The sequence below is a fragment of the Pantoea eucrina genome (assembly GCF_002095385.1).
Taxonomy (GTDB): Bacteria; Pseudomonadota; Gammaproteobacteria; order Enterobacterales; family Enterobacteriaceae; genus Pantoea; species Pantoea eucrina.
The window spans coordinates 178526-202133 of record NZ_MIPP01000001.1; the positions used below are offsets into that span (position 1 = coordinate 178526).

Below are 23608 nucleotides of genomic sequence, written 5' to 3' on the forward strand. Positions count from 1 at the left end.
CAGGCGCAGGCATGATGAAAAAGAGAGTAAGGGTAACCGATGACAGAGACAGTTCAGCCCGATAGCGCGCTGCTGGTGCATTTCACGCTCAAGCTGGAGGATGGCTCTACTGCCGAATCCACCCGTGCTAACGGCAAGCCTGCGCTGTTCCGTCTGGGTGACGGCAGCCTGTCGGCGGCGCTGGAGCGCGAGCTGCTGGGGCGCAAAGCGGGCGATCAGCTCGCCTTTACCCTGGTGCCGGAAGATGCGTTTGGCGCCAGCAGCCCGGATCTGATCCAGTACTTTTCGCGTCGCGACTTTATCGACGCGGGCGAGCCGGAAATCGGCGCAATCATGCTGTTCAGCGGCATGGGCGGCAGCGAGATGCCTGGCGTAATCCGCGAAATTTCCGGTGACTCAATCACCGTGGATTTTAATCATCCGCTGGCGGGGCAGCCTGTCCGGTTTGATATCGAAGTACTGGAGATCGATCCGGCGCTGGAGGATAACAATGCAAATCCTGTTAGCTAACCCGCGCGGTTTCTGCGCCGGAGTGGATCGCGCTATCAGCATCGTTGAGCGGGCGCTGGAGATGTATGGCGCGCCAATCTACGTGCGTCACGAAGTGGTGCACAACCGTTATGTAGTGAGCAGCCTGCGCGAGCGTGGCGCGATCTTTATCGAAGAGATCGGTGAAGTGCCGGATGGTGCCATTCTGATCTTCTCAGCACACGGTGTGTCGCAGGCGGTACGCGCTGAAGCAAAAGCGCGCAATCTGACCATGCTGTTTGATGCCACCTGTCCGCTGGTAACGAAAGTCCATATGGAAGTGGCGCGTGCCAGCCGTAAAGGGGTTGAGGCGATCCTGATTGGTCACGCCGGTCATCCTGAAGTGGAAGGCACCATGGGGCAATACAGCAACCCGAATGGCGGCATGTATCTGGTGGAATCACCGGAAGATGTGTTTAAGCTGACCGTCAAAGATGAGAACAACCTCTGCTTTATGACGCAGACTACCTTGTCAGTTGATGACACCTCTGACGTCATTGACGCCTTACGTCAGCGCTTCCCGGCCATTATCGGCCCGCGCAAAGATGACATCTGCTATGCCACCACTAACCGGCAGGAAGCGGTGCGCGTGCTGGCACAGGATGCTGAAGTGGTGCTGGTGGTCGGCTCAAAAAACTCCTCTAACTCTAACCGGCTGGCTGAACTGGCGCAGCGCGCAGGCAAGCTGGCGAAGCTTATCGACTCAGCGGATGATATTCAGGAAGAGTGGGTAACCGGCGTAGAATGTATTGGCGTGACGGCAGGTGCTTCTGCGCCCGATATTCTGGTACAGCAGGTGATCCAGCGCCTGCGTGAACTCGGTGGTGAAGCAGCTATTGAGCTGATCGGCCGCGAAGAAAATATCGTATTCGAAGTGCCGAAAGAGCTGCGCGTTGACGTGCGCAACGTGCAGTAAGCGTTTAACATTTGCTACCGTATCAGGCCGACATTGTTCGGCCTTTTCTTTATGTACGGCTGCGTGCCTCGCCACAACCAGCCGCCGGGATTGCTTTTACTGATAATGTTTTATCGCTGTCCTGAAATTCTTATATCCCTTTTTTATTGTGGCGTGACGGTTAGCTGATGGTTAACCTGTTTACGCTTTGCATGCATAGTTTTGTATCAGGAATGAATAAATATGAGTGATATCCGCTTAGCTATTGTTGGTGCGCCGGGCCGCATGGGACGAAATCTGATTCAGGCCGCGCATCAGGCGGAAGGCGTGGCGGTGGGCGCTGCGCTGGCGCGCAGCGGCTCTTCACTGCTGGGTACAGACGTGGGTGAGCTGGCGGGCATCGGTAAAACCGGCGTCATCGTCACCGATGATTTGCTAAAGGTGGTGAACGATTTCGATGTGCTGATCGACTTCACGCGTCCGGAAGGCACGCTGGAGTATCTGACCTTTTGCCGCCAGCATCAAAAGGCGATGGTGATTGGCACAACCGGTTTTGATGACGCCGGAAAAGCCGCAATTCGTACAGCGGCAGAGGATATTGGCATTGTGTTCGCTGCCAACTTCAGCGTTGGCGTCAACCTGATGCTGAATCTGCTGCAGCAGGCGGCCTCAGTGATGGGGGAGTATGCGGATATCGAGATCGTTGAGGCGCACCATCGCCATAAAGTTGATGCGCCCTCAGGAACCGCGCTGGCAATGGGTGAAGCCATTGCGGACGCCATGGAGTGGAAGCTGGAGGATCATGCGGTTTACGCGCGTGAAGGCCATACCGGTGAGCGCAAACCGCACACTATCGGTTTTGCCACGGTGCGCGCCGGCGACATCATTGGTGAGCATACTGCTCTGTTTGCTGATATCGGCGAACGGATAGAGATTAGCCACAAGGCCTCAAGCCGGATGACCTTTGCAAAAGGTGCCGTCCGGGCTGCAGTCTGGGTTGAGTCGCGAAAAAGTGGTCTTTATGACATGCGTGATGTGCTTAATTTAGCAAAAAATTGATTGTTGTGAGCCATCGTGATGTGGTTTTTCAGTCGCTAGTCCATTGATTGGCAGGGCAATATTTTTATTGCCCTTTATTTTGTCAAAATAACCTCTTCGCCATAAAATATCTTCGTAATGGGTTTATTTGCAAGTTAACTCATCTTTTTCTCAGCTGCTAAGATTAAATTTGACCATTTGGTCAAATATTTTGCGTAGCTCCGCTTATTCGGCGGTTATTGTTGTCAGGCAACCGATTAATTACCCTATTAAGATGCTGCTTTTGCCCTGTTTGCACTATATTTTAGTTATAGCCTCCGAAAAACATAAAAAAATAGCCTTTCCGGGTAGACATCAGCAGAGGTGATCATTAGAATGCGCGCAATTTGCCAAAAATCGAGCAGTCAGGCGGTTTTTACATTGATTCAGGCCAGTATTATGAATTAATATGCATATATTATGACTGTTTATTCCCTGGAGGATGTTTTGATTAAGTCAGCGCTCTTGGTTCTGGAAGACGGAACCCAATTCCACGGTCGGGCCATCGGGGCTACGGGTTCGGCAGTGGGTGAGGTCGTTTTCAACACGTCAATGACCGGTTATCAAGAAATCCTTACTGATCCCTCCTATTCCCGCCAGATTGTTACTCTTACTTATCCCCACATCGGCAACGTTGGCGTCAATATCGCAGATGATGAATCAAACCAGATTCACGCTCAGGGCCTGGTGATCCGCGACCTGCCACTGATTACCAGCAACTTCCGCAGTGAAGAGAGCCTTTCTGCCTGGCTACAGCGTAATAATATTGTCGGCATCGCTGATATCGATACGCGTAAGCTGACGCGTCTGCTGCGTGAAAAGGGCGCGCTGAACGGCTGCATCATTGCGGGTGACGCGCCGGATGCCGCGCTGGCGCTGCAGAAAGCGCAGGCGTTCCCAGGGCTGAAAGGTATGGATCTGGCGAAAGAAGTGGCTACCACGGAGACTTACACGTGGCAGCAGGGGAGCTGGACGCTGCAGGATGGCCTGCCTGAGCAGCAGTCAGCTGACGCACTGCCGTATCACGTGGTCGCCTATGACTACGGCGCCAAGCGCAATATTCTGCGTATGCTGGTGGATCGCGGCTGCCGCCTGACGGTGGTGCCGGCGCAGACGCCAGCAGAAGAGGTGCTGGCACTCAATCCGGACGGCATTTTTCTCTCTAATGGCCCGGGCGATCCGGAGCCGTGCGACTATGCAATCCGCGCGATTCAGGCGTTTCTGGAGACAGAAATCCCGGTATTTGGTATCTGCCTGGGGCATCAGCTGCTGGCGCTGGCCAGCGGTGCAAAAACCGTCAAAATGAAGCTGGGTCACCACGGCGGCAACCATCCGGTAAAAGATCTCGATAATAATACTGTGATGATCACCGCACAGAACCACGGTTTCGCCGTCGATGAGAGCCAGATACCGGCCAATCTGCGCGTGACGCATGTGTCGCTGTTTGACCAGACCGTGCAGGGTATTCATCGTACTGATAAACCCGCTTTCAGCTTCCAGGGACATCCGGAAGCGAGTCCTGGCCCGCACGATGCGGCGCCGCTGTTCGATCACTTTATCGAACTGATTGAAGCCTACCGTTCAAACGCGAAGTAATCAGGAGCCTCCGATGCCAAAACGTACTGACATAAAATCTATCCTGATCCTTGGCGCTGGCCCGATCGTTATCGGTCAGGCGTGTGAATTTGACTACTCGGGCGCGCAGGCGTGTAAAGCGCTGCGTGAAGAGGGCTATCGCGTCATTCTGGTTAACTCCAATCCGGCGACCATCATGACCGACCCGGAAATGGCTGACGCGACCTATATTGAGCCAATCCACTGGGAAGTGGTGCGCAAAATCATCGAAAAAGAGCGCCCGGATGCAGTACTGCCAACCATGGGCGGGCAGACCGCGCTGAACTGCGCGCTGGAGCTGGAGCGCCAGGGCGTGCTGGAAGAGTTTGGCGTGACCATGATTGGCGCCACGGCTGACGCTATCGATAAAGCTGAAGATCGCCGTCGCTTTGACGTGGCGATGAAAAGCATCGGTCTCGATACCGCCCGTTCGGGTATCGCCCACACGATGGAAGAGGCGCTGAAGGTCGCGGAGGAGGTCGGTTTCCCGTGCATTATTCGTCCCTCCTTTACCATGGGCGGCACCGGCGGCGGTATCGCTTACAACCGCGAAGAGTTTGAAGAGATCTGTGAGCGCGGCCTCGACCTCTCTCCGACCAACGAGCTGCTGATTGATGAATCGCTGATTGGCTGGAAAGAGTATGAGATGGAGGTGGTGCGCGATAAAAATGATAACTGCATCATCGTCTGTTCAATTGAAAACTTCGACGCCATGGGCATTCACACCGGCGACTCCATCACTGTGGCACCGGCGCAGACGCTGACGGACAAAGAGTACCAAATCATGCGTAACGCCTCGCTGGCGGTGCTGCGTGAGATTGGTGTGGAAACCGGCGGCTCTAACGTTCAGTTCTCCGTAAATCCGAAAGATGGTCGTCTGATCGTAATCGAAATGAACCCGCGCGTATCGCGCTCCTCCGCGCTGGCGTCCAAAGCCACCGGGTTCCCGATTGCTAAAGTCGCGGCTAAGCTGGCGGTGGGCTTTACGCTCGATGAGCTGATGAACGATATCACTGGCGGTCGCACGCCGGCGTCGTTTGAACCCTCAATCGACTATGTCGTGACTAAGATCCCGCGCTTTAACTTTGAGAAATTTGCGGGTGCCAACGATCGCCTCACTACACAGATGAAATCAGTGGGTGAAGTGATGGCGATTGGCCGTACCTTCCAGGAGTCGATGCAGAAAGCGCTGCGCGGCCTTGAAGTCGGCGCTAACGGCTTCGATCCAAAAGTGGATCTGGATGACGCCGACGCGCTGACCCGTATCCGCCGCGAGCTGAAAGACGCTGGTTCGGATCGCATCTGGTATGTTGCTGACGCGTTTCGTGCCGGTATGTCGGTGGATGGCGTATTTAATCTCACCAACATAGATCGCTGGTTCCTGGTACAGATTGAAGAGCTGGTGCGTCTGGAAGAGCAGGTTGCACGTGAAGGCGTTAACGCGCTGGATGCCGGCTTCCTGCGCGCGCTGAAGCGTAAAGGTTTTGCTGATGCGCGTCTGGCAGCGCTGGCGGGTGTGGCAGAAAGCGAAATCCGTAAGCTGCGTCAGCAGTACAATCTGCATCCGGTCTATAAGCGGGTGGATACCTGTGCCGCTGAGTTCTCGACCGATACCGCCTACATGTATTCCACCTATGAGGAGGAGTGCGAAGCGAACCCGAATCAGGATCGTGACAAAATCATGGTGCTGGGCGGCGGACCAAACCGTATCGGGCAGGGTATTGAGTTTGACTACTGCTGCGTCCACGCATCGCTGGCGCTGCGTGAAGATGGTTATGAAACCATCATGGTTAACTGCAACCCGGAAACGGTCTCAACCGATTATGACACCTCCGATCGCCTCTACTTTGAGCCGGTTACGCTGGAAGATGTGCTGGAGATTGTACGAATTGAGCAGCCAAAAGGCGTTATCGTGCAGTATGGTGGCCAGACGCCGCTGAAACTGGCGCGTGCGCTGGAAGCGGCCGGTGTACCGGTTATCGGTACCAGCCCGGACGCCATTGACCGCGCTGAAGACCGCGAGCGTTTCCAGCAGGCGGTGGATCGTCTGAAACTGAAACAGCCGGCTAACGCCACGGTTGCCACGCTGGAGCAGGCGGTAGAGAAAGCTGCCGGTATCGGTTATCCGCTGGTGGTACGTCCTTCCTATGTACTGGGCGGCCGTGCGATGGAAATCGTCTATGACGAAGTGGATCTTAAGCGCTATTTCCAGACCGCGGTATCCGTCTCTAACGATGCGCCAGTACTGCTGGATCGCTTCCTGGATGATGCGGTGGAAGTCGATGTGGATGCCATCTGCGACGGCGAGCGGGTGCTGATTGGCGGCATCATGGAACATATTGAGCAGGCGGGTGTTCACTCCGGTGACTCAGCCTGTTCCCTGCCGGCCTATACGCTGAGCAGCGAGATCCAGAACGTGATGCGTCAGCAGGTTGAGAAGCTGGCGTTTGAACTTAACGTACGCGGTCTGATGAACGTGCAGTTTGCGGTCAAAGATAACGAGGTTTACCTGATTGAGGTGAATCCGCGTGCGGCACGTACCGTTCCATTTGTCTCCAAGGCTACCGGCGTACCGCTGGCCAAAGTGGCGGCTCGCGTCATGGCGGGCAAAACCCTGCTGGAGCAGGGCGTGACGGAAGAGGTCATTCCGCCTTACTACTCGGTGAAAGAGGTGGTGCTGCCGTTCAATAAATTCCCGGGCGTCGATCCGATTCTGGGACCGGAAATGCGCTCCACCGGTGAGGTGATGGGCGTCGGCCGTACCTTTGCTGAAGCCTTCGGTAAAGCGATGCTGGGCGCGCAGAGCAACATGAAGAAAAGCGGTCGTGCGCTGCTCTCGGTGCGTGAAGGCGATAAAAAGCGCATCGTCGATCTGGCGGCGAAGCTGCAGAAGTTTGGCTTTGAGCTGGACGCTACCCACGGTACGGCGGTGGTGCTGGGTGAAGCCGGTATCAATCCACGCCTGGTCAATAAGGTGCATGAGGGACGCCCGCATATTCAGGATCGCCTGAAGAACGGTGAATACACCTATATTGTTAACACCACGGCGGGACGTCAGGCGATTGAAGACTCTAAGCTGATTCGCCGCAGCGCGCTGCAGTATAAAGTGCATTATGACACCACGCTGAACGGCGGCTTCGCGACTGCGATGGCCCTGAATGCGGATCCCACTGAGAAAGTGACTTCAGTACAGGAGATGCATGCGCAGCTGAAAGGCAAATAAGCGCAGCGTCCGTAAGAGACAGCGGCCCCGTATGGGGCCGTTTTTTTTTGCCTGAAACAGAGTAGCTATAGCAAACCTGCTGATTTGGCTTAACTTTTAGCTATTGGTGCTGCTAAATAACTTTTTAAGATTTTTCGCACAAATTTATAACCCGCGATCCGGTGAGGGCACCTTACTATCTGGCGCGCTCAACCATAGAGCCTTTACCTTCACCGGAAAATATAAAATGAACATGCGTGCTTTGACTCTTAGCGCAGTGGCTGCGTTACTTATGGCTGCGCCGCTCGCCAGCCAGGCTGAAATTACTCTGCTGAAGCAGGATCCTCAGGCGAACAATGCGTTCGATCGCCTTGGCTTTAAAGTGGGCGGCAGCATTCGCCCGCAGTTTATGCATCAGAATGGCGTAAATGACACATCCTATAAGCGTAACGGCTACGATGGTGGCTCGCGCTTTCGCTTTGGCGCAGACTACGCGATCGCAGAAGATCTGAGCTGGGTAGGCTACTATGAGCTGGGCGTTAACTTCCCGGCGTGGTGGGGCTGGGACCATCACTATGCCAGCGGCGCACGCGATACCTCACGTCGTCAGCTCTATACCGGTTTTAAAAGTGGCAGCCTCGGCGAACTCTATTTTGGTCAGCAAAACAGCGTCTATTACGATGTGGTTGGCGCAAAAACCGATATCTGGGATTACGATATGCTGGCCCAGGGTTCCGGCGTCGGGATCAACGGCGATTACGACGGCAGCTATCGCTCGCGCAAAATGCTGAAGTATAAAACCCGTGCCGGCGCCGCCGATCTGTACGCCTCTTATCTGTTTGAGGATACCGAATATCTGCCGGGTAACGGCCTGCGCTACAAGCGCAACGGCGGCGGATCGCTGGGTGTCAACTATCACATCAGCGATGAGCTGGCGTGGGGAACCGCGTGGAATTATACCCGTGCCACCGTACGCAATCCGGGCAACGGCGACAGCGAGCGCTACGATCAGAATATCTGGGGCACCTCGGTCAGCTGGACGCCGGATAGCTGGACGCTGGCGGCAGGCGCCGGCTGGTATCAGAACTTTGCGCCAACCCGCCTGAAAAGCGCAACAAACTACTTTGCGGATGACGCCTGGGGCATCGAATATTTTGCCGGTTATAAATTTGCTGTAGGCCAGTATGCGGTGAAAACCCTGCAGCCTTACGTGATGGGCGATCGCCTGGAGTTCGTCAACGGACGCCACTATAAGCGTATTGATAATGGCGTGGGCATCAGTGCGCAGCTCGACTACGGCTTCCGCGTTGATTATGAATATGTCATCACCTCCGATACCAGCAAGGCGCTGGGCAACGTGAACCTGGTCCGTCTGCGTTACGACTTCTGATGACTGCAGCGGCTCCGCGTGGAGCCGCTCAGTGCGCTTTTCTTTACACTCTTTCTGAAAATCTGCCGCTAATGCCGCTGAGTTGTGCCAGCTGCGCAGGCGATTATGGCGGCTCTCTCCGTTAATCGCAGTAAAGTCGGTGTAAAGCTCTGCCCGGCAGCCTGAATCTGGCGGCAAAAAGAGCTTTACGCAAATAGCACGGCTGGCCTATCGACGAAACTTTCGCCTTTACGTATCATTGCGCCAATTTTTTCCAGCAGGTTTTAAATCATGATTAGTCTGATCGCAGCACTGGCTGCGGATCGCATTATTGGTATGGAAAACGCCATGCCGTGGCACTTACCCGCCGATCTCGCCTGGTTCAAACGTACTACGCTGAATAAACCGGTGATCATGGGGCGTCTGACCTTTGAATCGATTGGCCGTCCGCTGCCAGGCCGGCTCAATATTGTGGTCAGCAGCCAGCCCGGTACGCACGAGGGGGTGACCTGGGTCACTTCACCGGAAGCGGCAATCGAGGCAGCCGGTGACGCAGAAGAGATTATGGTGATTGGCGGCGGCCGTATCTATGAGCAGATGCTGCCCCGCGCCGATCGTCTTTACCTGACGCATATTGATGCTGAAGTGGAAGGGGATACGCAATTCCCTGATTACGAGCCAGATGAGTGGCAGTCGACGTTCAGCGAGTTCCACGATGCGGATGCGCAAAATTCGCACAGCTACTGCTTTGAGATCCTGGATCGGCGTCGTTAATTGATCCCTGCCTGGCGTGCATAAATGCGCGCCCTGCGCAAAAGCCCCGCTGACATCGCGGGGCTTTTTTTATGGCGTGTTGTTTAGCGGAGGAGTCGCGGCGGCGCCTTCAGCGGCCAGTGCGGCTTCACGCCGGGAGCGCTGTACATAGTATTGCTGTGTTTCCCAGTGCAGCAGTGTCAGCGTGCCGCCCCAGCAGCAGCCGGTATCCAGACCAATAACGTGATCGGGAGTGCCTTTGCCTTCAAGGGAGGCCCAGTGGCCGAAAATCTGCGTGTAGTCACTGCCCATTTTACCCGGCACGTTGAACCAGGGCCGCAGCGGCGGTGGGGCGGAGTCGGGCGCCTCTTTGCAGATCATATCCAGCTGGCCGTTGGGGAAGCAGAAACGCATGCGCGTCAGGGCATTCGTACTGAATCGCAGGCGCGCCAGGCCACTCAGTTCCGGCGTCCAGTTGTTGGGCATATCGCCATACATCGCATCCAGAAACAACGGATAGCTGTCGCTGGAGAGCACCGCTTCTACTTCACGCGCGCATGCTTTTGCCGTCGCGAGATCCCACTGCGGGGTAATGCCGGCATGCGCCATGACGAGCTTTTTCTCTTCATCAACCTGCAGCAGCGGCTGGCGCCGCAGCCAGTTGATCAGCGCATCAGCATCGTCCGCCTCCAGCAGCGGCGTCAGGCGATCTTTCGGTTTATTACGGCTGATCCCGGCGAAAACCGCCAGCAGGTGCAGGTCATGATTACCCAGCACCATGCGTACGCTGTCACCCAGTGATTTTACGTAGCGCAGCACATCAAGTGAACCGGGACCGCGCGCCACAAGGTCGCCGGTCAGCCAGAGTTCATCCTGCTGCGGATCAAAGCTTACCTGCGCCAGCAGCGCGCGCAGCTCATCGTAACAGCCGTGGATATCGCCAATCAGATATGTACTCATGATATCAGTCCGGTAAAACGCGCCGCCCGGACGAGCCGGGCGGGGGGGATCAGTGAATGTGGGTTTGCACGGCGAGGCGAAACACCGGAATATCGACGTTAAAGGCGCTGCCCTCTTCATCGATCATAACGTAGTGGCCCTGCATGGTGCCCATCGGCGTTTCCAGAATCGCACCGCTGGTATACTGGTATTCGCCACCCGGTTCGATAAACGGCTGCTCGCCCACTACGCCATCGCCCTGAACTTCCGTTTCGCGGCCGTTGCCGTTGGTGATCAGCCAGTAGCGGCTGCGCAGCTGAACGCGCGTGCGCCCGGGATTGCGGATAGTGATGGTATAGGCAAACACGTAGCGATCCTCGTCCGGTGAGGATTGCGATTCCACATACTGACTCAGTACCTGAACACAGACGCGCGCCATATCACTCATGCACTTAGTTCTCCGCTGTTTTTGCCTGATGGTTACCCAGCCAGTTTGCCAGCTGACAATACTGCGCAACGCTGACGTTTTCAGCACGCAGTGAGGTATCAATATTTAACTCTTCCAGCGCACCCGCCGCAACCAGATGACCCAGGCTGTTACGCAACGTTTTACGACGCTGACCAAAAGCCTCGGTGGTAATGCGGCTCAGGATCTTAACATCACTGACCGGGTAAGGCGGCTGTGCATAAGGCACCAGTCGCACCACGGCAGAATCCACTTTAGGTGGCGGCGTAAACGACTGCGGCGGCACTTCAAGGACCGGGATCACCTGGCAGTAATATTGCGCCATCACGCTGAGACGACCATATGCTTTACTGCCCGGGCCGGCAACCAGACGGTTAACCACCTCTTTCTGCAGCATGAAGTGCATATCTTTGATCGAACCAGTATAGCTGAAAAGATGAAACATCAGCGGCGTGGAGATGTTGTAGGGCAGATTGCCGAACACGCGCAGCGGCTGACCTTTCTCCTGCGCCAGCGCAGCAAAATCAAAGGTCATCGCATCCTGCTGATAAATGGTCAGCTTGGGACCGAGGAACGGATGCGTCTGCAGACGAGCCGCCAGATCGCGATCCAGCTCAACGACGGTCAGCGCGTCCAGGCGTTCGCCTACCGGCTCGGTCAGGGCACCGAGACCGGGACCGATCTCGACCAGCGCCTCCTGCTTTTGCGGATGAATAGCAGAGACGATGCTATCGATAATGTACTGATCGTTCAGGAAGTTCTGCCCGAAACGTTTACGGGCGTAATGCCCCTGATGGACGCGATTATTCATTACTGCTCTTGATCATAGTGATGGCGAGATTAAGCGCCGTGATAAAGCTGCCCGGCTCTGCCTGTCCAAGACCGGCCAGTTCCAGCGCGGTACCGTGATCGACAGAGGTTCGGATAAAAGGCAGGCCCAGGGTGATATTCACCGCCCGGCCAAAACCCTGATATTTAAGGACCGGCAATCCCTGGTCATGATACATCGCCAGCACCGCATCGGCATGTTGCAGATACTTAGGCTGAAACAGCGTATCGGCCGGCAGTGGCCCCGTCAGACGGATGCCCTGCTGACGCAGCGCATCCAGCGCTGGCGTAATAGTGTCAATCTCTTCACGCCCCATATGCCCGCCTTCGCCAGCGTGCGGATTGAGGCCGCAGACAAAGATATGCGGCTGCGCCAGGCCAAACTTCTGCTGTAAATCCTGATGCAGAATGGTGATGACCTCACGCAGGCTCTCGCGCGTGATGGCGGCAGAGACATCTTTCAGCGGCAGGTGGGTAGTTGCCAGCGCTACGCGCAGCGACTCGGTTGCCAGCATCATAACCACGCGATCGCCACCGGCGCGATCGGCAAAAAATTCGGTATGGCCGGTAAACGGAATGCCGGCGTCGTTGATGACGCCTTTGTGTACCGGCCCGGTGATCAGCGCCGCAAACTCGCCCTGAAGCGCACCGTCACAGGCGCGCGCCAGCGTCTCAAGGACGTACGCACCGTTAGCCACGCAGAGCTGACCAGGCACCACCGGCTGTGCCGTATCGATCTGCAGCAGCGTCAGGGTACCCGCCTGCTGCGGCTGCGGAGCGCGGTCAGGCTGCCACGGCTGCAGGGTTAGCGGCAGGCCAAGCTGCGCGGCACGCTGCCGCAGTACTTCGCCGTCAGCACAGACGACCAGTTCAACCGGCCAGTTGCGCTGTGCCAGCTGCACCGTAAGATCAGGACCAATCCCGGCGGGTTCGCCGGGCGTGATCGCAACGCGATAGCTATCAGTTGCCATCAAGGATCTTCACGTAGGCGCTGGCGCGCTGCTCCTGCATCCAGGTCTGCGCTTCTTCTGCAAACTTACGGTTGAACAACAGGCGATAGGCGCGCTCTTTCTGCGCCGCATCGGTTTTATCCACCTGGCGCGTATCCAGCAGCTGAATCAGATGCCAGCCAAACGAAGAGTGCACCGGTGCGCTGACCTGACCTTTCTGCAGCTTCAGCAGCGCGTCGCGGAAAGCGGGATCGTAGATGTCGGGTGACGCCCAGCCAAGATCGCCGCCCTGGTTAGCTGAACCCGGATCGTCAGAGAACTGTTTGGCAGCAGCGGCAAAGGTAGTTTTTCCGCTTTTGATGTCAGCGGCCAGCTGCGTAATTTTTTCACGCGCCTGATCGTCGCTCAGGATCGGTGATGGCTTCAGCAGAATATGGCGGGCGTGTACCTCAGTGACCGAGATATTCTTGCTCTCACCGCGCAGATCGTTGACTTTGAGGATATGGAAGCCCACGCCGGAACGAATCGGACCGACCACATCGCCTTTTTTCGCGCTGCTCAGCGCCTGTGAGAACAGCGTCGGCAGCTCTTCAATTTTACCCCAGCCCATGTTGCCGCCTTTCAGCGCCTGAGGATCGGCTGAGTAGGTCACCGCCAGCTTACCGAAATCGGCACCGCCTTTGATCTCGCCCACCAGCTGACGTGCCAGCGCTTCCTGATCGTCAACCTGCTGCTGCGTAGGATTTTCCGGCAGCGGCAGCAGAATCTGACTGATATTCAGCTCGGTGCCCTGCGAGTTCTGTGAACCAATTTGCGTCGCCAGCGTATCAACTTCCTGCGGCAGAATGGTGACGCGACGGCGCACTTCATTGTTACGCACTTCAGAGATCAGCATCTCTTTACGGATCTGCGCACGGTAGTCGCTGTAGTTCATGCCGTCGTAGGCGAGGCGACTGCGCAGCTGATCGACGCTCATACGGTTCTGCGCAGCGATGTTCTGGATCGCCTGATCCAGCTGCTGATCGCTAATCTGCAGGCCCGCTTTTTCACCCATCTGCAGAATAATGTTATCCATGACCTGACGCTCAAGGATCTGATGACGCAACGTACGGTCCTCAGGCAGCTGCTGACCCGCCTGCTGCGCCTGGGATTTTACCGTGCGCATCATGTTATCGACGTCACTTTCCAGCACCACGCCGTTGTTCACGACGGCGGCGACTTTATCAACTACCTGTGGGGCTGCGAAAGCGGTGCCGGCCGACATCGCCGCACCCAGAATCAGCATTCTCCAGTTCTTCATACTTTATCCATTATTGTTTCCGCACTGCGGGATCGCCTGTCAAACATCACAACATCAGAATGCGCGCTGATAGGGAATAATGCCCTGACGCAGCATTTCATTAGTGCCTAAGCCGTAGTTGGAACTCAGACCACGCAGCTCAATGTTGAATGAGATTTGGTTGTCATATTTACTGTCGTTGTTTTCCCAGCCGTTAATCTTGCGCTCGTAACCCAGACGAATAGCGTAGCAGCAGGAGCTGTACTGCACGCCTACCAGCTGCTCTGCCGGACGGCTGTTGCGGGTATCATAATAGTATGCCCCCACCAGCGACCAGGCATCGGCAATCGGTACGCTGCCGGTTGCACCGACCTGCGAAATGCCATTTTTATAAATCGGATTGTTGATCAGGCTGGCGTTGTTACGCGCCTGCGCGACATATTCCGGGCTGCTGTAGCGATAGCTCAGCTGCAGCATGCGATCGGCATCACGGCGATACTCCAGTACCGTATTACCCTGTGAAACGTTGTCGAGACGGGTGTCATACTGCAGTCCGCCACGGACGTTCCAGCGATCGCTGATTTTCCAGTACGTGTCGCCAGCCCATACCAGGCTGCCGGTATCATCTTCTTTATTCGTCTGGTTTACGCCGGTACGCGACGGAGTAAACGAGTAGATTTGACCTACAGAAACGTTAAAACGTTCAACCAGATCGTTGTCATAAATGCGTGTTGTTACGCCGCTTGCCACTTCATTTGAGGAGGCGATGCGATCGAGACCGCTATAGGTGCGATCGCGGAACAGGCCGGTATAGTCGGTCTGCAGCAGCGTAGAGTCGTAAGGATAGATGTTGCTCTGATCGCGATACGGAATATAGAGATACTGAACGCGCGGCTCCAGCGTCTGGGTATAGCCCTGCGACCAGTCCATATCCCGGTCAAATACCAGACGGCCATCCACTTTGAACTGCGGCAGCGTACGGTTTACGGAATCTTTCAGCCGTCCGCTGTTGTTGTTTGTGGCGTCAGGATTAAAGCGGGTGTTATAGCTTTCGATATTGTCCTGCTGATAGTGCGTCGCCAGCAGTTTTGCTTCGGTATCGAGACTGGCCCAGCCGTTGGAGAGCGGCAGATTCAGCGTCGGCTCAATATGCAGACGCGTCGCTTCCGGCATCCGGTTGCTGACGTTGGTAAACTTCACCGCCTGGGCGTAGACGCGGCCATCAAACGGACCGATATCATTCTGGTAGGCGTTAACGTCAAGCTGCGGCGCAGCACGATAGACGTTGGCAGAGCTGGTATTGCCGAAGACCTGGAAATCTTTGGTCGACAGCGTCGCATCCCAGTTGGTATCCGCGTAGCCGATGCTGAATTTCTGCGTCGCATAGTTATTGGTCGAGCTGTAATATTTCGAGTCGATATCGTTGAAATAGTAGGGATCGCTGACCTTGGTATAATCCGCCGCAAAGCGCCAGTGCTGATCGTAAACGCCTGAATGGCGCCAGAAGAAGAGCCAGCGTTTAGAGTCCTGATCGTCTTCAATAGAAGAGCGCGCCGCGCGATCTTTTTCATACTGCTTATCGGACGGCAGGTAATCCAGCTCCATCAGGCCGGCGCCAAACACCGTAAGGTAACGGAACTCCGTTTGCAGCTGCGTACCGCGCTTGCTCATATAGTGCGGCGTCAGCGTGGCATCCGCCTGCGGCGCAATATTCCAGTAGTACGGCAGCATAAATTCGAAGCCGTTATTACTGCCATATTTCGCATTCGGGATCAGGAAACCGGAGCGACGACGATCGCCGATCGGCAGCTGCAGATAAGGGCTATAAAACACCGGCACATTGCCGAGTTTGAAACGCGCGTTCCAGATCTCCGCCACCTCTTCCTGACGATCCTGGATCACCTCTGATCCCACCACGCTCCAGCTGTTAGAGCCCGGCAGACAGGAGGTAAAAGTGCCATTTTCGAGGATGGTATACCGGTTATTGCCACGCAGCTTCATCTGGTCGGCATCACCGCGTCCCTGGCGACCCACCATCTGGTAGTTGCCGTTCCAGACGTTAGTGTCTTTGGTGTTCAGATTGGACCAGGCTTTCGGACCTTTCAGGATGACCTGATTATCGTCATAGTGCACATTGCCCAGTGCATCCACGGTGCGTACCGGCGCGGTCTGGCCCTCCTGCTGACGCTGATGCAGCTGCATTTCGTCAGCGCGCAGACGGCTGTTACCCTGCTGCACATCGACATTACCGGTGAATACTGCATCGTCCGGATAATTGCCTTTTGCCGAATCGGAATTGATGGTTACCGGCAGGGAGTTAGCGTCACCATTGATAACCGGGCGGTTGTAGCTTGGCACGCCCAGCATACACTGCGACATCAAATCGTCGGCCAGCGCGTGCTGACTATAAAGTGCGGCACCAATCATGGTTGCCAGCAGGGTAGGTATACGTTTTTTCATACGCGGTTTCGATAATTCCATGGACACTGGCATCATGCCGACAATCCGGACAGAGACTAACTTACCGCCCGGCGTAGTGCCAGCGTTAATCCTTTTCTGTCTGCGTTGCCGTTAGGCGCGGAGATAAATGACAGGTATGATAATGCAATTTTCAGCCACAAGCATGGCGAATTGAGGAGTTTATGCGCTACTGGGGAAAAGTTATTGGTCTTGCGCTTGGCGTGATGTCAGGCGCGGGGTTCTGGGGCATTGTCCTGGGTCTGATCATTGGTCATCTGATTGATAAAGTGCGCAGCGTAAAAGCGCAGGGATATTTTGCCAATAATCAGTCGCGGCAGACGCTGTTTTTCAGCACGACGTTTCAGGTCATGGGTCATCTGACCAAATCAAAAGGGCGCGTCACCGAAGCGGATATTCAGATTGCATCGCTGTTTATGGATCGTATGCAGCTGCACGGAGAGGCCCGCACTGCCGCGCAGCGCGCCTTTCGTGAAGGGAAACAGAGCGACTATCCGCTGCGCAACAAACTGCGTGAGCTGCGCAGCGCCTGTTTTGGCCGTTTCGATCTGATTCGGATGTTTCTGGAAATTCAGATTCAGGCGGCATTTGCGGATGGTTCGCTGCATCCGAACGAGCGGCAGGTGCTGTATGTGATTGCCGAAGAGCTGGGGATTTCACGCCAGCAGTTCGATCAGTTTCTGCGCATGATGGAAGGCGGACAGCAGTTTGGCGGTGCGGGTGCCTCAGGCGGCGGCTGGCAGCAGACGAAGCGCGGACCCACGCTGGAAGACGCCTGCAGCGTACTGGGCGTGAAAAGCAGTGATGATAACACCACCATTAAACGCGCCTATCGCAAGCTGATGAGTGAACATCATCCCGATAAGCTGGTGGCGAAAGGTCTGCCGCCGGAAATGATGGAGATGGCGAAACAGAAAGCGCAGGAGATTCAGGCCGCATACGACCTGATCCGCAAAGAGAAAGGGTTTAAATAGCCCGGCCATCCCGCCCTTTTTACCGGAAAGAGGGCGGGGTGACGCAGGTCAGAACTCCGCTGGCTGCCGAAATGTCATGCTGCTGCCAAATACCGGATGGGTAATGGTCAGCGACTCCGCATGCAGCTGCAGACGCGCTGCCATCGCCAGCGCCGCCTCATGCGCATAGAAACGATCGCCGAGGATCGGATGTCCCAGCGCCAGCAGATGCACGCGCAGCTGGTGTGAACGACCGGTAATGGGCTTCAGCAGCACGCGCGCGCTGTTATCGGCGGCATACTCCAGCACTTCATACTCCGTCTGAGCCGGTTTTCCCAGTTCGTGACTCACCATCTGCTTTGGCCGGTTCGGCCAGTCGCAAATCAGTGGCAGATCGATCAGGCCCTTTTCCGCTGCCGGATGGCCCCAGACGCGCGCCACGTAGTGCTTTGACGGCTCACGCTCGCGAAACTGACGCTTCAGCTCGCGCTCTGCCGCCTTATTCAGCGCCACCACAATCACGCCGCTGGTCGCCATATCGAGCCGGTGCACCGATTCCGCCTGCGGAAAATCACGCTGGATGCGCGTCATCACGCTATCCCTGTGCTCCTCCAGCCGGCCCGGCACCGAGAGCAATCCGCTCGGTTTGTTGACCACCATAATGTGCGCGTCCTGATACAGAATATGCAGCCAGGGTTCGGACGGCGGATTGTAGGGTTCCATCAGCATGTCAGTCTCGCCTGCTTACTGGTGCGTTACGACGATCAGGCGCAGCGCATCGAGACGCCAGCCCGCCTCGCTCAGGCTGGCCAGCACCTGCGCACGATTGCTCTCCAGCGCCTCAACCTCATCGTCACGGATGTTGGGATTGACGGCGCGCAGTGCTTCGAGTCGCGACAGCTCTGCGCTCAGCTTTTCATCCGCCTCCGCTTTCGCCGCGGCAATCAGCGCCTGCGCTTCCGGCACCACGGCCTGCTCCGCCTGCGTCAGAATGGCATGCACATCCTGCTGGACAGCGTTGACCAGTTTGCTGCCGGTGTGGCGGTTAACTGCGTTAAGCTGACGGTTAAAGCTCTCAAACTCCACTTTGCCCGCCAGATTATTACCTGCGCGATCCATCAGCATGCGCACCGGCGTCGGTGGCAGGAAGCGGGTAAGCTGCAGCTGTTTCGGCGCCTGCGCCTCAACCACATAGATCATCTCAACCAGCAGCGTACCGACCGGAAGCGCCTTGTTCTTCAGCAGCGACAGGGCGCAGCTGCCGGTATCGCCGGAGAGGATAAGATCCAGACCATTGCGGATCAGCGGATGCTCCCAGGTAATGAACTGCGTATCTTCGCGCGACAGCGCCTGATTACGGTTAAAGGTAATCGTACAGCCATCTTCCGGCAGACCGGGAAAATCGGGCACCAGCATGTGATCGGAAGGGGTCAGAACAATCAGGTTGTCGCTGCGATCCTCCTGATTGATGCCGACAATGTCGAACAGGTTGAGCGCAAAGTTTACCAGCTCGGTATCGTTATCCTGAGCAGCAATGGCATCAGCCAGCGCCAGCGCCGCTTCGCCGCCGTTGGAGTTAAGCTCCAGCAGTCGGTCGCGGCCCTGCTCCAGCTGCGCTTTCAGCGCATCATGCTGTTTACGGCTTTTCAGGATGAACTCATCGAGACCCTGCGGGTTTTCCGGTGCCGCCAGGAACTCAATCAGCTGGTTATATTCAGCGTCATAAATAGCGCGGCCGGTAGGGCAGGTGTGCTCAAACGCGTCCAGCCCTTCGTGATACCAGCGCAGCAGCACCGCCTGCGCGGTTTTCTCCAGCCAGGGCACCATAATCTGGATATCGTGCAGCTGACCGATACGATCGAGGCGTCCGATACGCTGCTCCAGCAGATCGGGGTTAAACGGCAGATCGAACATCACCAGCCGGCTGGCGAACTGGAAGTTACGGCCCTCAGAGCCGATCTCCGAGCAGATCAGCACCTGCGCGCCCTCTTCCTGCGAGGCGAAGAACGCCGCGGCGCGATCGCGCTCAATAATGGAGAGACCTTCATGGAACACCGCCGCGCGAATACCTTCACGCTCGCGCAGCACCTGCTCCAGCTGCAGCGCAGTGGCCGCTTTGGCGCAAATCACCAGCACTTTCTCTTTGCGGTTGCTGGTGAGATAGCCCATCAGCCACTCAACGCGCGGATCAAAGTTCCACCACGTGCCGCTATCGCCTTCAAACTCCTGATAGATCTGCTCCGGATAGAGCATGTCCCGGGCGCGCTCTTCCGGCGACTTGCGGGCCGCCATAATGCCGGAGACTTTGATCGCTGTCTGATACTGCGCCGGCAGCGGCAGACGGATCTGCTGCAGCTCGCGCTTTGGAAAGCCCTTCACGCCGTTACGGGTGTTACGGAACAGAACGCGGCTGGTGCCGTGGCGGTCCATCAGCATTGAGACCAGCTCTTTGCGCGCATCCTCTTTACCGTCGCGGTCGCTGTTAGCAACCTGCAGCAGCGGTTCGATATCCTGCTCGCCAATCAGCTCATTGATCAGGTTCATCTCATCTTTACTGATCGCCTGATCCGCCAGCAGCGAGCTGACGGCATCGGCCACCGGACGATAGTGCTGCTGCTCGGCGACAAACTGGCTGAAATCGTGAAAGCGATCGGGATCGAGCAGGCGCAGACGGGCAAAGTGGCTCTCCAGCCCCAGCTGTTCCGGCGTGGCGGTAAGCAGCAGTACGCCCGGCGTGTTCTCCGCCAGCTGTTCAATCACCTGATATTCGCGGCTGGGCGCCGCTTCACTCCACGCCAGGTGGTGCGCCTCATCCACGACCAGCAGATCCCACTCCGCATCCGCCAGCAGTTCCAGACGCTGTTTATTGCGGCGCACAAAGTCGAGCGAGCAGATAATCAGCTGTTCTGTTTCAAACGGATTGTCGCTGTCGTGCTGCGCTTCGGTATAACGATCGTCATCAAACAGAGCAAAGCGCAGGTTAAAGCGGCGCAGCATCTCTACCAGCCACTGATGCTGCAGCGTTTCCGGCACCACGATCAGCACGCGATCGGCGCACCCCGCCAGCAGCTGCTGCTGGATGATCATGCCCGCTTCAATGGTTTTACCCAGGCCGACTTCATCTGCCAGCAGCACGCGCGGCGCGTGGCGGCGGCCCACATCGTGTGCGATATGCAGCTGGTGCGGGATAAGGTTGGTGCGCATGCCGCGCAGGCCGCTGACGGCAAGGCGATACTGCTCGCTCTGGTATTTGCGCGCGCGGAAGCGCAGGGCGAAGCGATCCATGCGATCGAGCTGACCGGCGAACAGGCGATCCTGCGGCTTGCTGAAGACCAGCTTGCTGTCCAGCATCACTTCGCGCAGCACCACGTTGCTCTCTTCAGTATCAGCGCGGGTACCGATGTAGGTCACCAGCTCATTTTCGTGCCGCACTTCATCAACCAGCATCTGCCAGCCTTCATGGCTGGTAACGGTATCACCCGGATTGAAAATCACGCGGGTGACCGGAGAATCATGACGGGCATAGAGGCGGTTCTCGCCGGTTGCGGGAAACATCAGCGTGACCATGCGCGTATCCAGCGCCACGACCGTACCCAGTCCCAGTTCACTTTCCGTATCACTTATCCAGCGTTGACCCAGTGTAAATACCATATATTTTTTGCTCGATTCTCTGAATGACTTAAAGACGTTCGCCTGCTCTCAGGCAATAACAAAGCGCCAGACAGATGTCTGGTCAGGTTGTGCATGCTGAAATACAGGAAGGGCGCTATGGTACTGGATGGCAGGGCATTCGTCACCTGTCAAAAAAGCCCCAGCTGCCCGGTAATCAGTGTAGCAAAGTCGTCGCCGACAAACGGCAGAATGCCATCCGCTATCGGCTGCAGCTGTTTGCTGACGTAGTGATCGTAGTCGAGTGGCGTGGTACGCACCTCCAGCGGCTCCGGCCCGGCGGTCGCCATCACATAGCGAATGGAACCGCCTTTCTGGTACTGCAGCGGACGCTGCAGCCTGCGGTTATGTTCATCGGCAAGACGCGCCGCGCGCACGTGCGGCGGAACGTTGCGCTCATACTCATGCAGCGGTCGCCGCAGGCGTTTTTTATACACCAGCAGATCGTCAAGCTGGCCGGCCATCAGCTGCGCGACCGTTTCACGGATATAGGCCTGCCAGGGTTCTCCGCGGAAGATGCGGCCATAGAGCTGCTGCTGAAACTGCTGCGCCAGCGGCGTCCAGTCAGTACGCACTGACTCCAGCCCTTTAAACACCAGACGCTGCTGCTCGCCGCTGCCGGTCAGCCCGGCATAGCGCTTTTTGCTGCCCTGTTCGGCGTTGCGAATGGTGGGCATCAGAAAACGGCTGAAGTGCGTCTCATACTCCAGTTCCAGCGCGCTTGTCAGACCGAGCGTCTGCTGCAGATGCTGCTGCCACCAGCGGTTGATCAGCGTCGTCAGCCGCTGGCCGGTGGCCGCTGCCTGCTCCTCGCTATATTTGCCCTGCAGCCAGACAAACGTGGAGTCGGTGTCACCGTAGATCACCGTAAACCCTTCCGCCTCAATCAGCGCCCGCGTCTGCTGCATAATGGCGTGGCCGCGCAGCGTGATGGAGGAGGCGAGGCGTGAATCAAAGAAGCGACAGGCGCTGGTGCCCAGCACGCCGTAAAAGGCGTTCATGATGATTTTCAGCGCCTGGGAGAGCGGGGCGTTGCCGTCGCGCTTTGCGGCATCACGCCCCTGCCAGATCTGCGCCACGATGTCAGGCAGACAGTGAAGGTGGCGCGAGAAGCGCGCTTCGCGAAAGCCAGGCACAGAATCTGCGTCAGACGGATGGGCCAGGCCCTCAACCAGCCCGACGGGATCAATCAGAAAAGTACGGATGATTGAGGGATAGAGGCTTTTGTAATCCAGCACCAGCACGGAGTCGTAGAGGCCGGGACGGGAGTCCATCACATAGCCGCCGGGGCTCGCCTCCGGCGCCACGTCGCCCTGATTGGGCGCTACATACCCCACGCGATGCATACGCGGAATATAGAGATGACTGAACGCCGCAACCGAGCCACCGTGCCGATCCAGCGCCAGGCCGTTAACGCTGGCACGCTCCAGTAAAAAGGGCATGATGGCGGTATGGTGAAAAATGCGCGTAACCAGCTCGCAATCTTTCAGGTTATAGGTCGCGAGCGCGGGTTTATCATGGGCAAAGCGCCAGTTGATCTCCTCCATGCGCTGCCACGGATTATTGATCGCTTTACCTTCACCCAGCAGCTCGCGCGCAACGGATTCCAGACTGAAAGAGGGAAAATCCCAGTAGGCAGACTTCAGCGCTTCAATGCCGTCAATCACGACGCGGCCGGCGAGCTGGGCGGTGAAGATGCCCGGCTTAAAGCCGTGTTCACGCCACTCCAGCGGCTGCTGCTGACGGCCGAGGCGCAGCGGAATGCCGTAGCGATCGGCATGCTTTTGCAGCACCCGCAGGTCGAACTGCACCACGTTCCAGCCAATGACCACATCGGGATCGTGCCGCGCGAACCAGGCGTTAAGCCGCTCCAGCAGCTGCTGGCGGCTCTCAACGTAAATCAGCTCAAAGCTGAGCGCGCTGGCGTCGCCGTTGGGCGGGCCCAGCATATACACCTGACGCTGACCGCAGCCTTCCAGCCCGATACAGTAAAGCTCGCCGCGTTCGGTGGTTTCAATATCCAGCGACACCCAGCGGAGAGGCGGCCGGTAGTCGGGATGCGGCTTCAGGCGGGCGTTGATCAGAGTCTCACCGCGCGGCTCGCCGCTGAACCAGACCGGGGCGGTAATAAAGCGCTCCATCAGATAGCGCTCGGGTGGCCGGATATCAGCTTCATAAACGCTGATGCCGTTCTCACGCAGACGTTTCTCCAGCTGCTGTAGCTGACGATGGCTGCGGCAATAGAGGCCAAACACCGGACGATAATGGAAATCCTTCAGCGTCAGCGACTGCAGACGGGTATGGGCTTCGTCGCGGATGAGCGCTTCGGTCTGACGGCGGAACGCTTCCGGAATAAACGCCACTGACTCCTGCGCGGGCAGCACCAGCCGCTGCGGCCCGGCATCGGTTGCCAGCCACAGCGTGATCTCGCTGCCTGAAGGGGTATCCCGCCAGTGACGGGTCAGCAGATAGCCTGCGCGCGGTTCTGTCACGGTGACTCCGGAGTAGAAATTATGCGCAGTATATCATGGATGTTTATACAGTGTCGGCAACTCTCTGCAGCGCAGCGGGAAAAGCTTGACGCCCTGACGCAGGCTCAGGACAATCC

General features: G+C 56.9%; 17 protein-coding genes. 8 read left to right on the plus strand and 9 right to left on the minus strand.

The genetic code is table 11. The features are described from left to right. Positions 1-39 precede the first annotated feature (39 nt). From fkpB to folA, 7 genes are all read left to right on the plus strand, one after another. On the plus strand, positions 40-510 hold the full coding sequence (gene fkpB, locus HA43_RS00865; protein ID WP_071669088.1) for an FKBP-type peptidyl-prolyl cis-trans isomerase: 471 nt from the start codon (positions 40-42) through the stop codon (positions 508-510). Further along, complete coding sequence (ispH, locus tag HA43_RS00870; protein ID WP_094110721.1) at positions 491-1444, plus strand: 4-hydroxy-3-methylbut-2-enyl diphosphate reductase; 954 nt, start codon at positions 491-493, stop codon at positions 1442-1444. The genes fkpB and ispH overlap by 20 nt, the downstream gene beginning before the upstream one ends. Positions 1445-1666: 222 nt before the next feature. Beyond that, entirely contained in the window at positions 1667-2482 is an 816-nt protein-coding gene (dapB, locus tag HA43_RS00875; RefSeq protein WP_094110722.1) for a 4-hydroxy-tetrahydrodipicolinate reductase, read from the plus strand. A gap of 465 nt (positions 2483-2947) precedes the next feature. Continuing rightward, a complete protein-coding gene (carA, locus tag HA43_RS00880; RefSeq protein ID WP_039382504.1) occupies positions 2948-4096 on the plus strand; it encodes a glutamine-hydrolyzing carbamoyl-phosphate synthase small subunit in 1149 nt (382 codons plus the stop codon). Between the two features lie 13 nt (positions 4097-4109). Then, positions 4110-7337 (plus strand): carbamoyl-phosphate synthase large subunit, encoded by a 3228-nt coding sequence (gene carB / locus HA43_RS00885; RefSeq protein WP_039382507.1) that lies wholly within the window; start codon positions 4110-4112, stop codon positions 7335-7337. 226 nt (positions 7338-7563) lie between these two features. Continuing rightward, complete coding sequence (locus HA43_RS00890; RefSeq protein WP_094110723.1) at positions 7564-8706, plus strand: porin; 1143 nt, start codon at positions 7564-7566, stop codon at positions 8704-8706. Positions 8707-8976: 270 nt separating this feature from the next. Beyond that, the gene (gene folA, locus HA43_RS00895) at positions 8977-9459 is read left to right on the plus strand and encodes a type 3 dihydrofolate reductase (RefSeq protein ID WP_039382513.1); all 483 of its coding nucleotides are present in this window, start codon (positions 8977-8979) and stop codon (positions 9457-9459) included. Positions 9460-9528: 69 nt separating this feature from the next. Here folA and apaH read toward each other — a convergent pair whose 3' ends face one another. The 6 genes from apaH to lptD are packed head-to-tail and all read right to left on the minus strand — an operon-like array spanning position 9529 to position 16360. After that, positions 9529-10398: a bis(5'-nucleosyl)-tetraphosphatase (symmetrical) ApaH gene (gene apaH / locus HA43_RS00900; RefSeq protein ID WP_094110724.1), complete on the minus strand. Its 870-nt coding sequence runs from the start codon at positions 10396-10398 to the stop codon at positions 9529-9531. Between the two features lie 49 nt (positions 10399-10447). Continuing rightward, positions 10448-10825, minus strand: a complete 378-nt coding sequence (gene apaG / locus HA43_RS00905; RefSeq protein WP_039382517.1) for a Co2+/Mg2+ efflux protein ApaG — start codon at positions 10823-10825, stop codon at positions 10448-10450. 4 nt (positions 10826-10829) lie between these two features. Beyond that, positions 10830-11654 (minus strand): 16S rRNA (adenine(1518)-N(6)/adenine(1519)-N(6))-dimethyltransferase RsmA, encoded by an 825-nt coding sequence (gene rsmA, locus HA43_RS00910; protein WP_039382519.1) that lies wholly within the window; start codon positions 11652-11654, stop codon positions 10830-10832. Continuing rightward, complete coding sequence (pdxA, locus tag HA43_RS00915; protein ID WP_071669083.1) at positions 11647-12642, minus strand: 4-hydroxythreonine-4-phosphate dehydrogenase PdxA; 996 nt, start codon at positions 12640-12642, stop codon at positions 11647-11649. Before pdxA ends, rsmA begins: the two co-directional genes overlap by 8 nt. Beyond that, positions 12632-13921 carry a peptidylprolyl isomerase SurA gene (surA, locus tag HA43_RS00920; protein ID WP_094110725.1) on the minus strand — a complete coding sequence of 430 codons (1290 nt, stop codon included), beginning with the start codon at positions 13919-13921 and terminating at the stop codon, positions 12632-12634. Before surA ends, pdxA begins: the two co-directional genes overlap by 11 nt. Positions 13922-13975: 54 nt before the next feature. Continuing rightward, a complete protein-coding gene (gene lptD / locus HA43_RS00925) occupies positions 13976-16360 on the minus strand; it encodes an LPS assembly protein LptD (protein WP_052246515.1) in 2385 nt (794 codons plus the stop codon). Between the two features lie 182 nt (positions 16361-16542). Between lptD and djlA the strand changes: the two genes are divergently transcribed. Beyond that, a complete protein-coding gene (djlA, locus tag HA43_RS00930) occupies positions 16543-17352 on the plus strand; it encodes a co-chaperone DjlA (RefSeq protein ID WP_094110726.1) in 810 nt (269 codons plus the stop codon). Between the two features lie 48 nt (positions 17353-17400). Here djlA and rluA read toward each other — a convergent pair whose 3' ends face one another. The 3 genes from rluA to polB form a co-directional block, all read right to left on the minus strand. Then, complete coding sequence (gene rluA, locus HA43_RS00935) at positions 17401-18060, minus strand: bifunctional tRNA pseudouridine(32) synthase/23S rRNA pseudouridine(746) synthase RluA (RefSeq protein ID WP_039382528.1); 660 nt, start codon at positions 18058-18060, stop codon at positions 17401-17403. Positions 18061-18075: 15 nt separating this feature from the next. Further along, on the minus strand, positions 18076-20982 hold the full coding sequence (gene rapA / locus HA43_RS00940; protein WP_094110727.1) for an RNA polymerase-associated protein RapA: 2907 nt from the start codon (positions 20980-20982) through the stop codon (positions 18076-18078). Positions 20983-21131: 149 nt separating this feature from the next. After that, positions 21132-23492 carry a DNA polymerase II gene (gene polB / locus HA43_RS00945; protein WP_094110728.1) on the minus strand — a complete coding sequence of 787 codons (2361 nt, stop codon included), beginning with the start codon at positions 23490-23492 and terminating at the stop codon, positions 21132-21134. Between the last annotated feature and the right edge of the window lie 116 nt (positions 23493-23608).

Coding starts and splice junctions, on each gene's coding strand:
- fkpB (WP_071669088.1), top strand. CDS start 40: ATGACAGAGACAGTTCAGCCCGATAGCGCGCTGCTGGTGCATTTCACG.
- ispH (WP_094110721.1), top strand. CDS start 491: ATGCAAATCCTGTTAGCTAACCCGCGCGGTTTCTGCGCCGGAGTGGAT.
- dapB (WP_094110722.1), top strand. CDS start 1,667: ATGAGTGATATCCGCTTAGCTATTGTTGGTGCGCCGGGCCGCATGGGA.
- carB (WP_039382507.1), top strand. CDS start 4,110: ATGCCAAAACGTACTGACATAAAATCTATCCTGATCCTTGGCGCTGGC.
- HA43_RS00890 (WP_094110723.1), top strand. CDS start 7,564: ATGAACATGCGTGCTTTGACTCTTAGCGCAGTGGCTGCGTTACTTATG.
- folA (WP_039382513.1), top strand. CDS start 8,977: ATGATTAGTCTGATCGCAGCACTGGCTGCGGATCGCATTATTGGTATG.
- apaH (WP_094110724.1), bottom strand. CDS start 10,398: ATGAGTACATATCTGATTGGCGATATCCACGGCTGTTACGATGAGCTG.
- apaG (WP_039382517.1), bottom strand. CDS start 10,825: ATGAGTGATATGGCGCGCGTCTGTGTTCAGGTACTGAGTCAGTATGTG.
- rsmA (WP_039382519.1), bottom strand. CDS start 11,654: ATGAATAATCGCGTCCATCAGGGGCATTACGCCCGTAAACGTTTCGGG.
- pdxA (WP_071669083.1), bottom strand. CDS start 12,642: ATGGCAACTGATAGCTATCGCGTTGCGATCACGCCCGGCGAACCCGCC.
- surA (WP_094110725.1), bottom strand. CDS start 13,921: ATGAAGAACTGGAGAATGCTGATTCTGGGTGCGGCGATGTCGGCCGGC.
- lptD (WP_052246515.1), bottom strand. CDS start 16,360: ATGAAAAAACGTATACCTACCCTGCTGGCAACCATGATTGGTGCCGCA.
- djlA (WP_094110726.1), top strand. CDS start 16,543: ATGCGCTACTGGGGAAAAGTTATTGGTCTTGCGCTTGGCGTGATGTCA.
- rluA (WP_039382528.1), bottom strand. CDS start 18,060: ATGCTGATGGAACCCTACAATCCGCCGTCCGAACCCTGGCTGCATATT.
- rapA (WP_094110727.1), bottom strand. CDS start 20,982: ATGGTATTTACACTGGGTCAACGCTGGATAAGTGATACGGAAAGTGAA.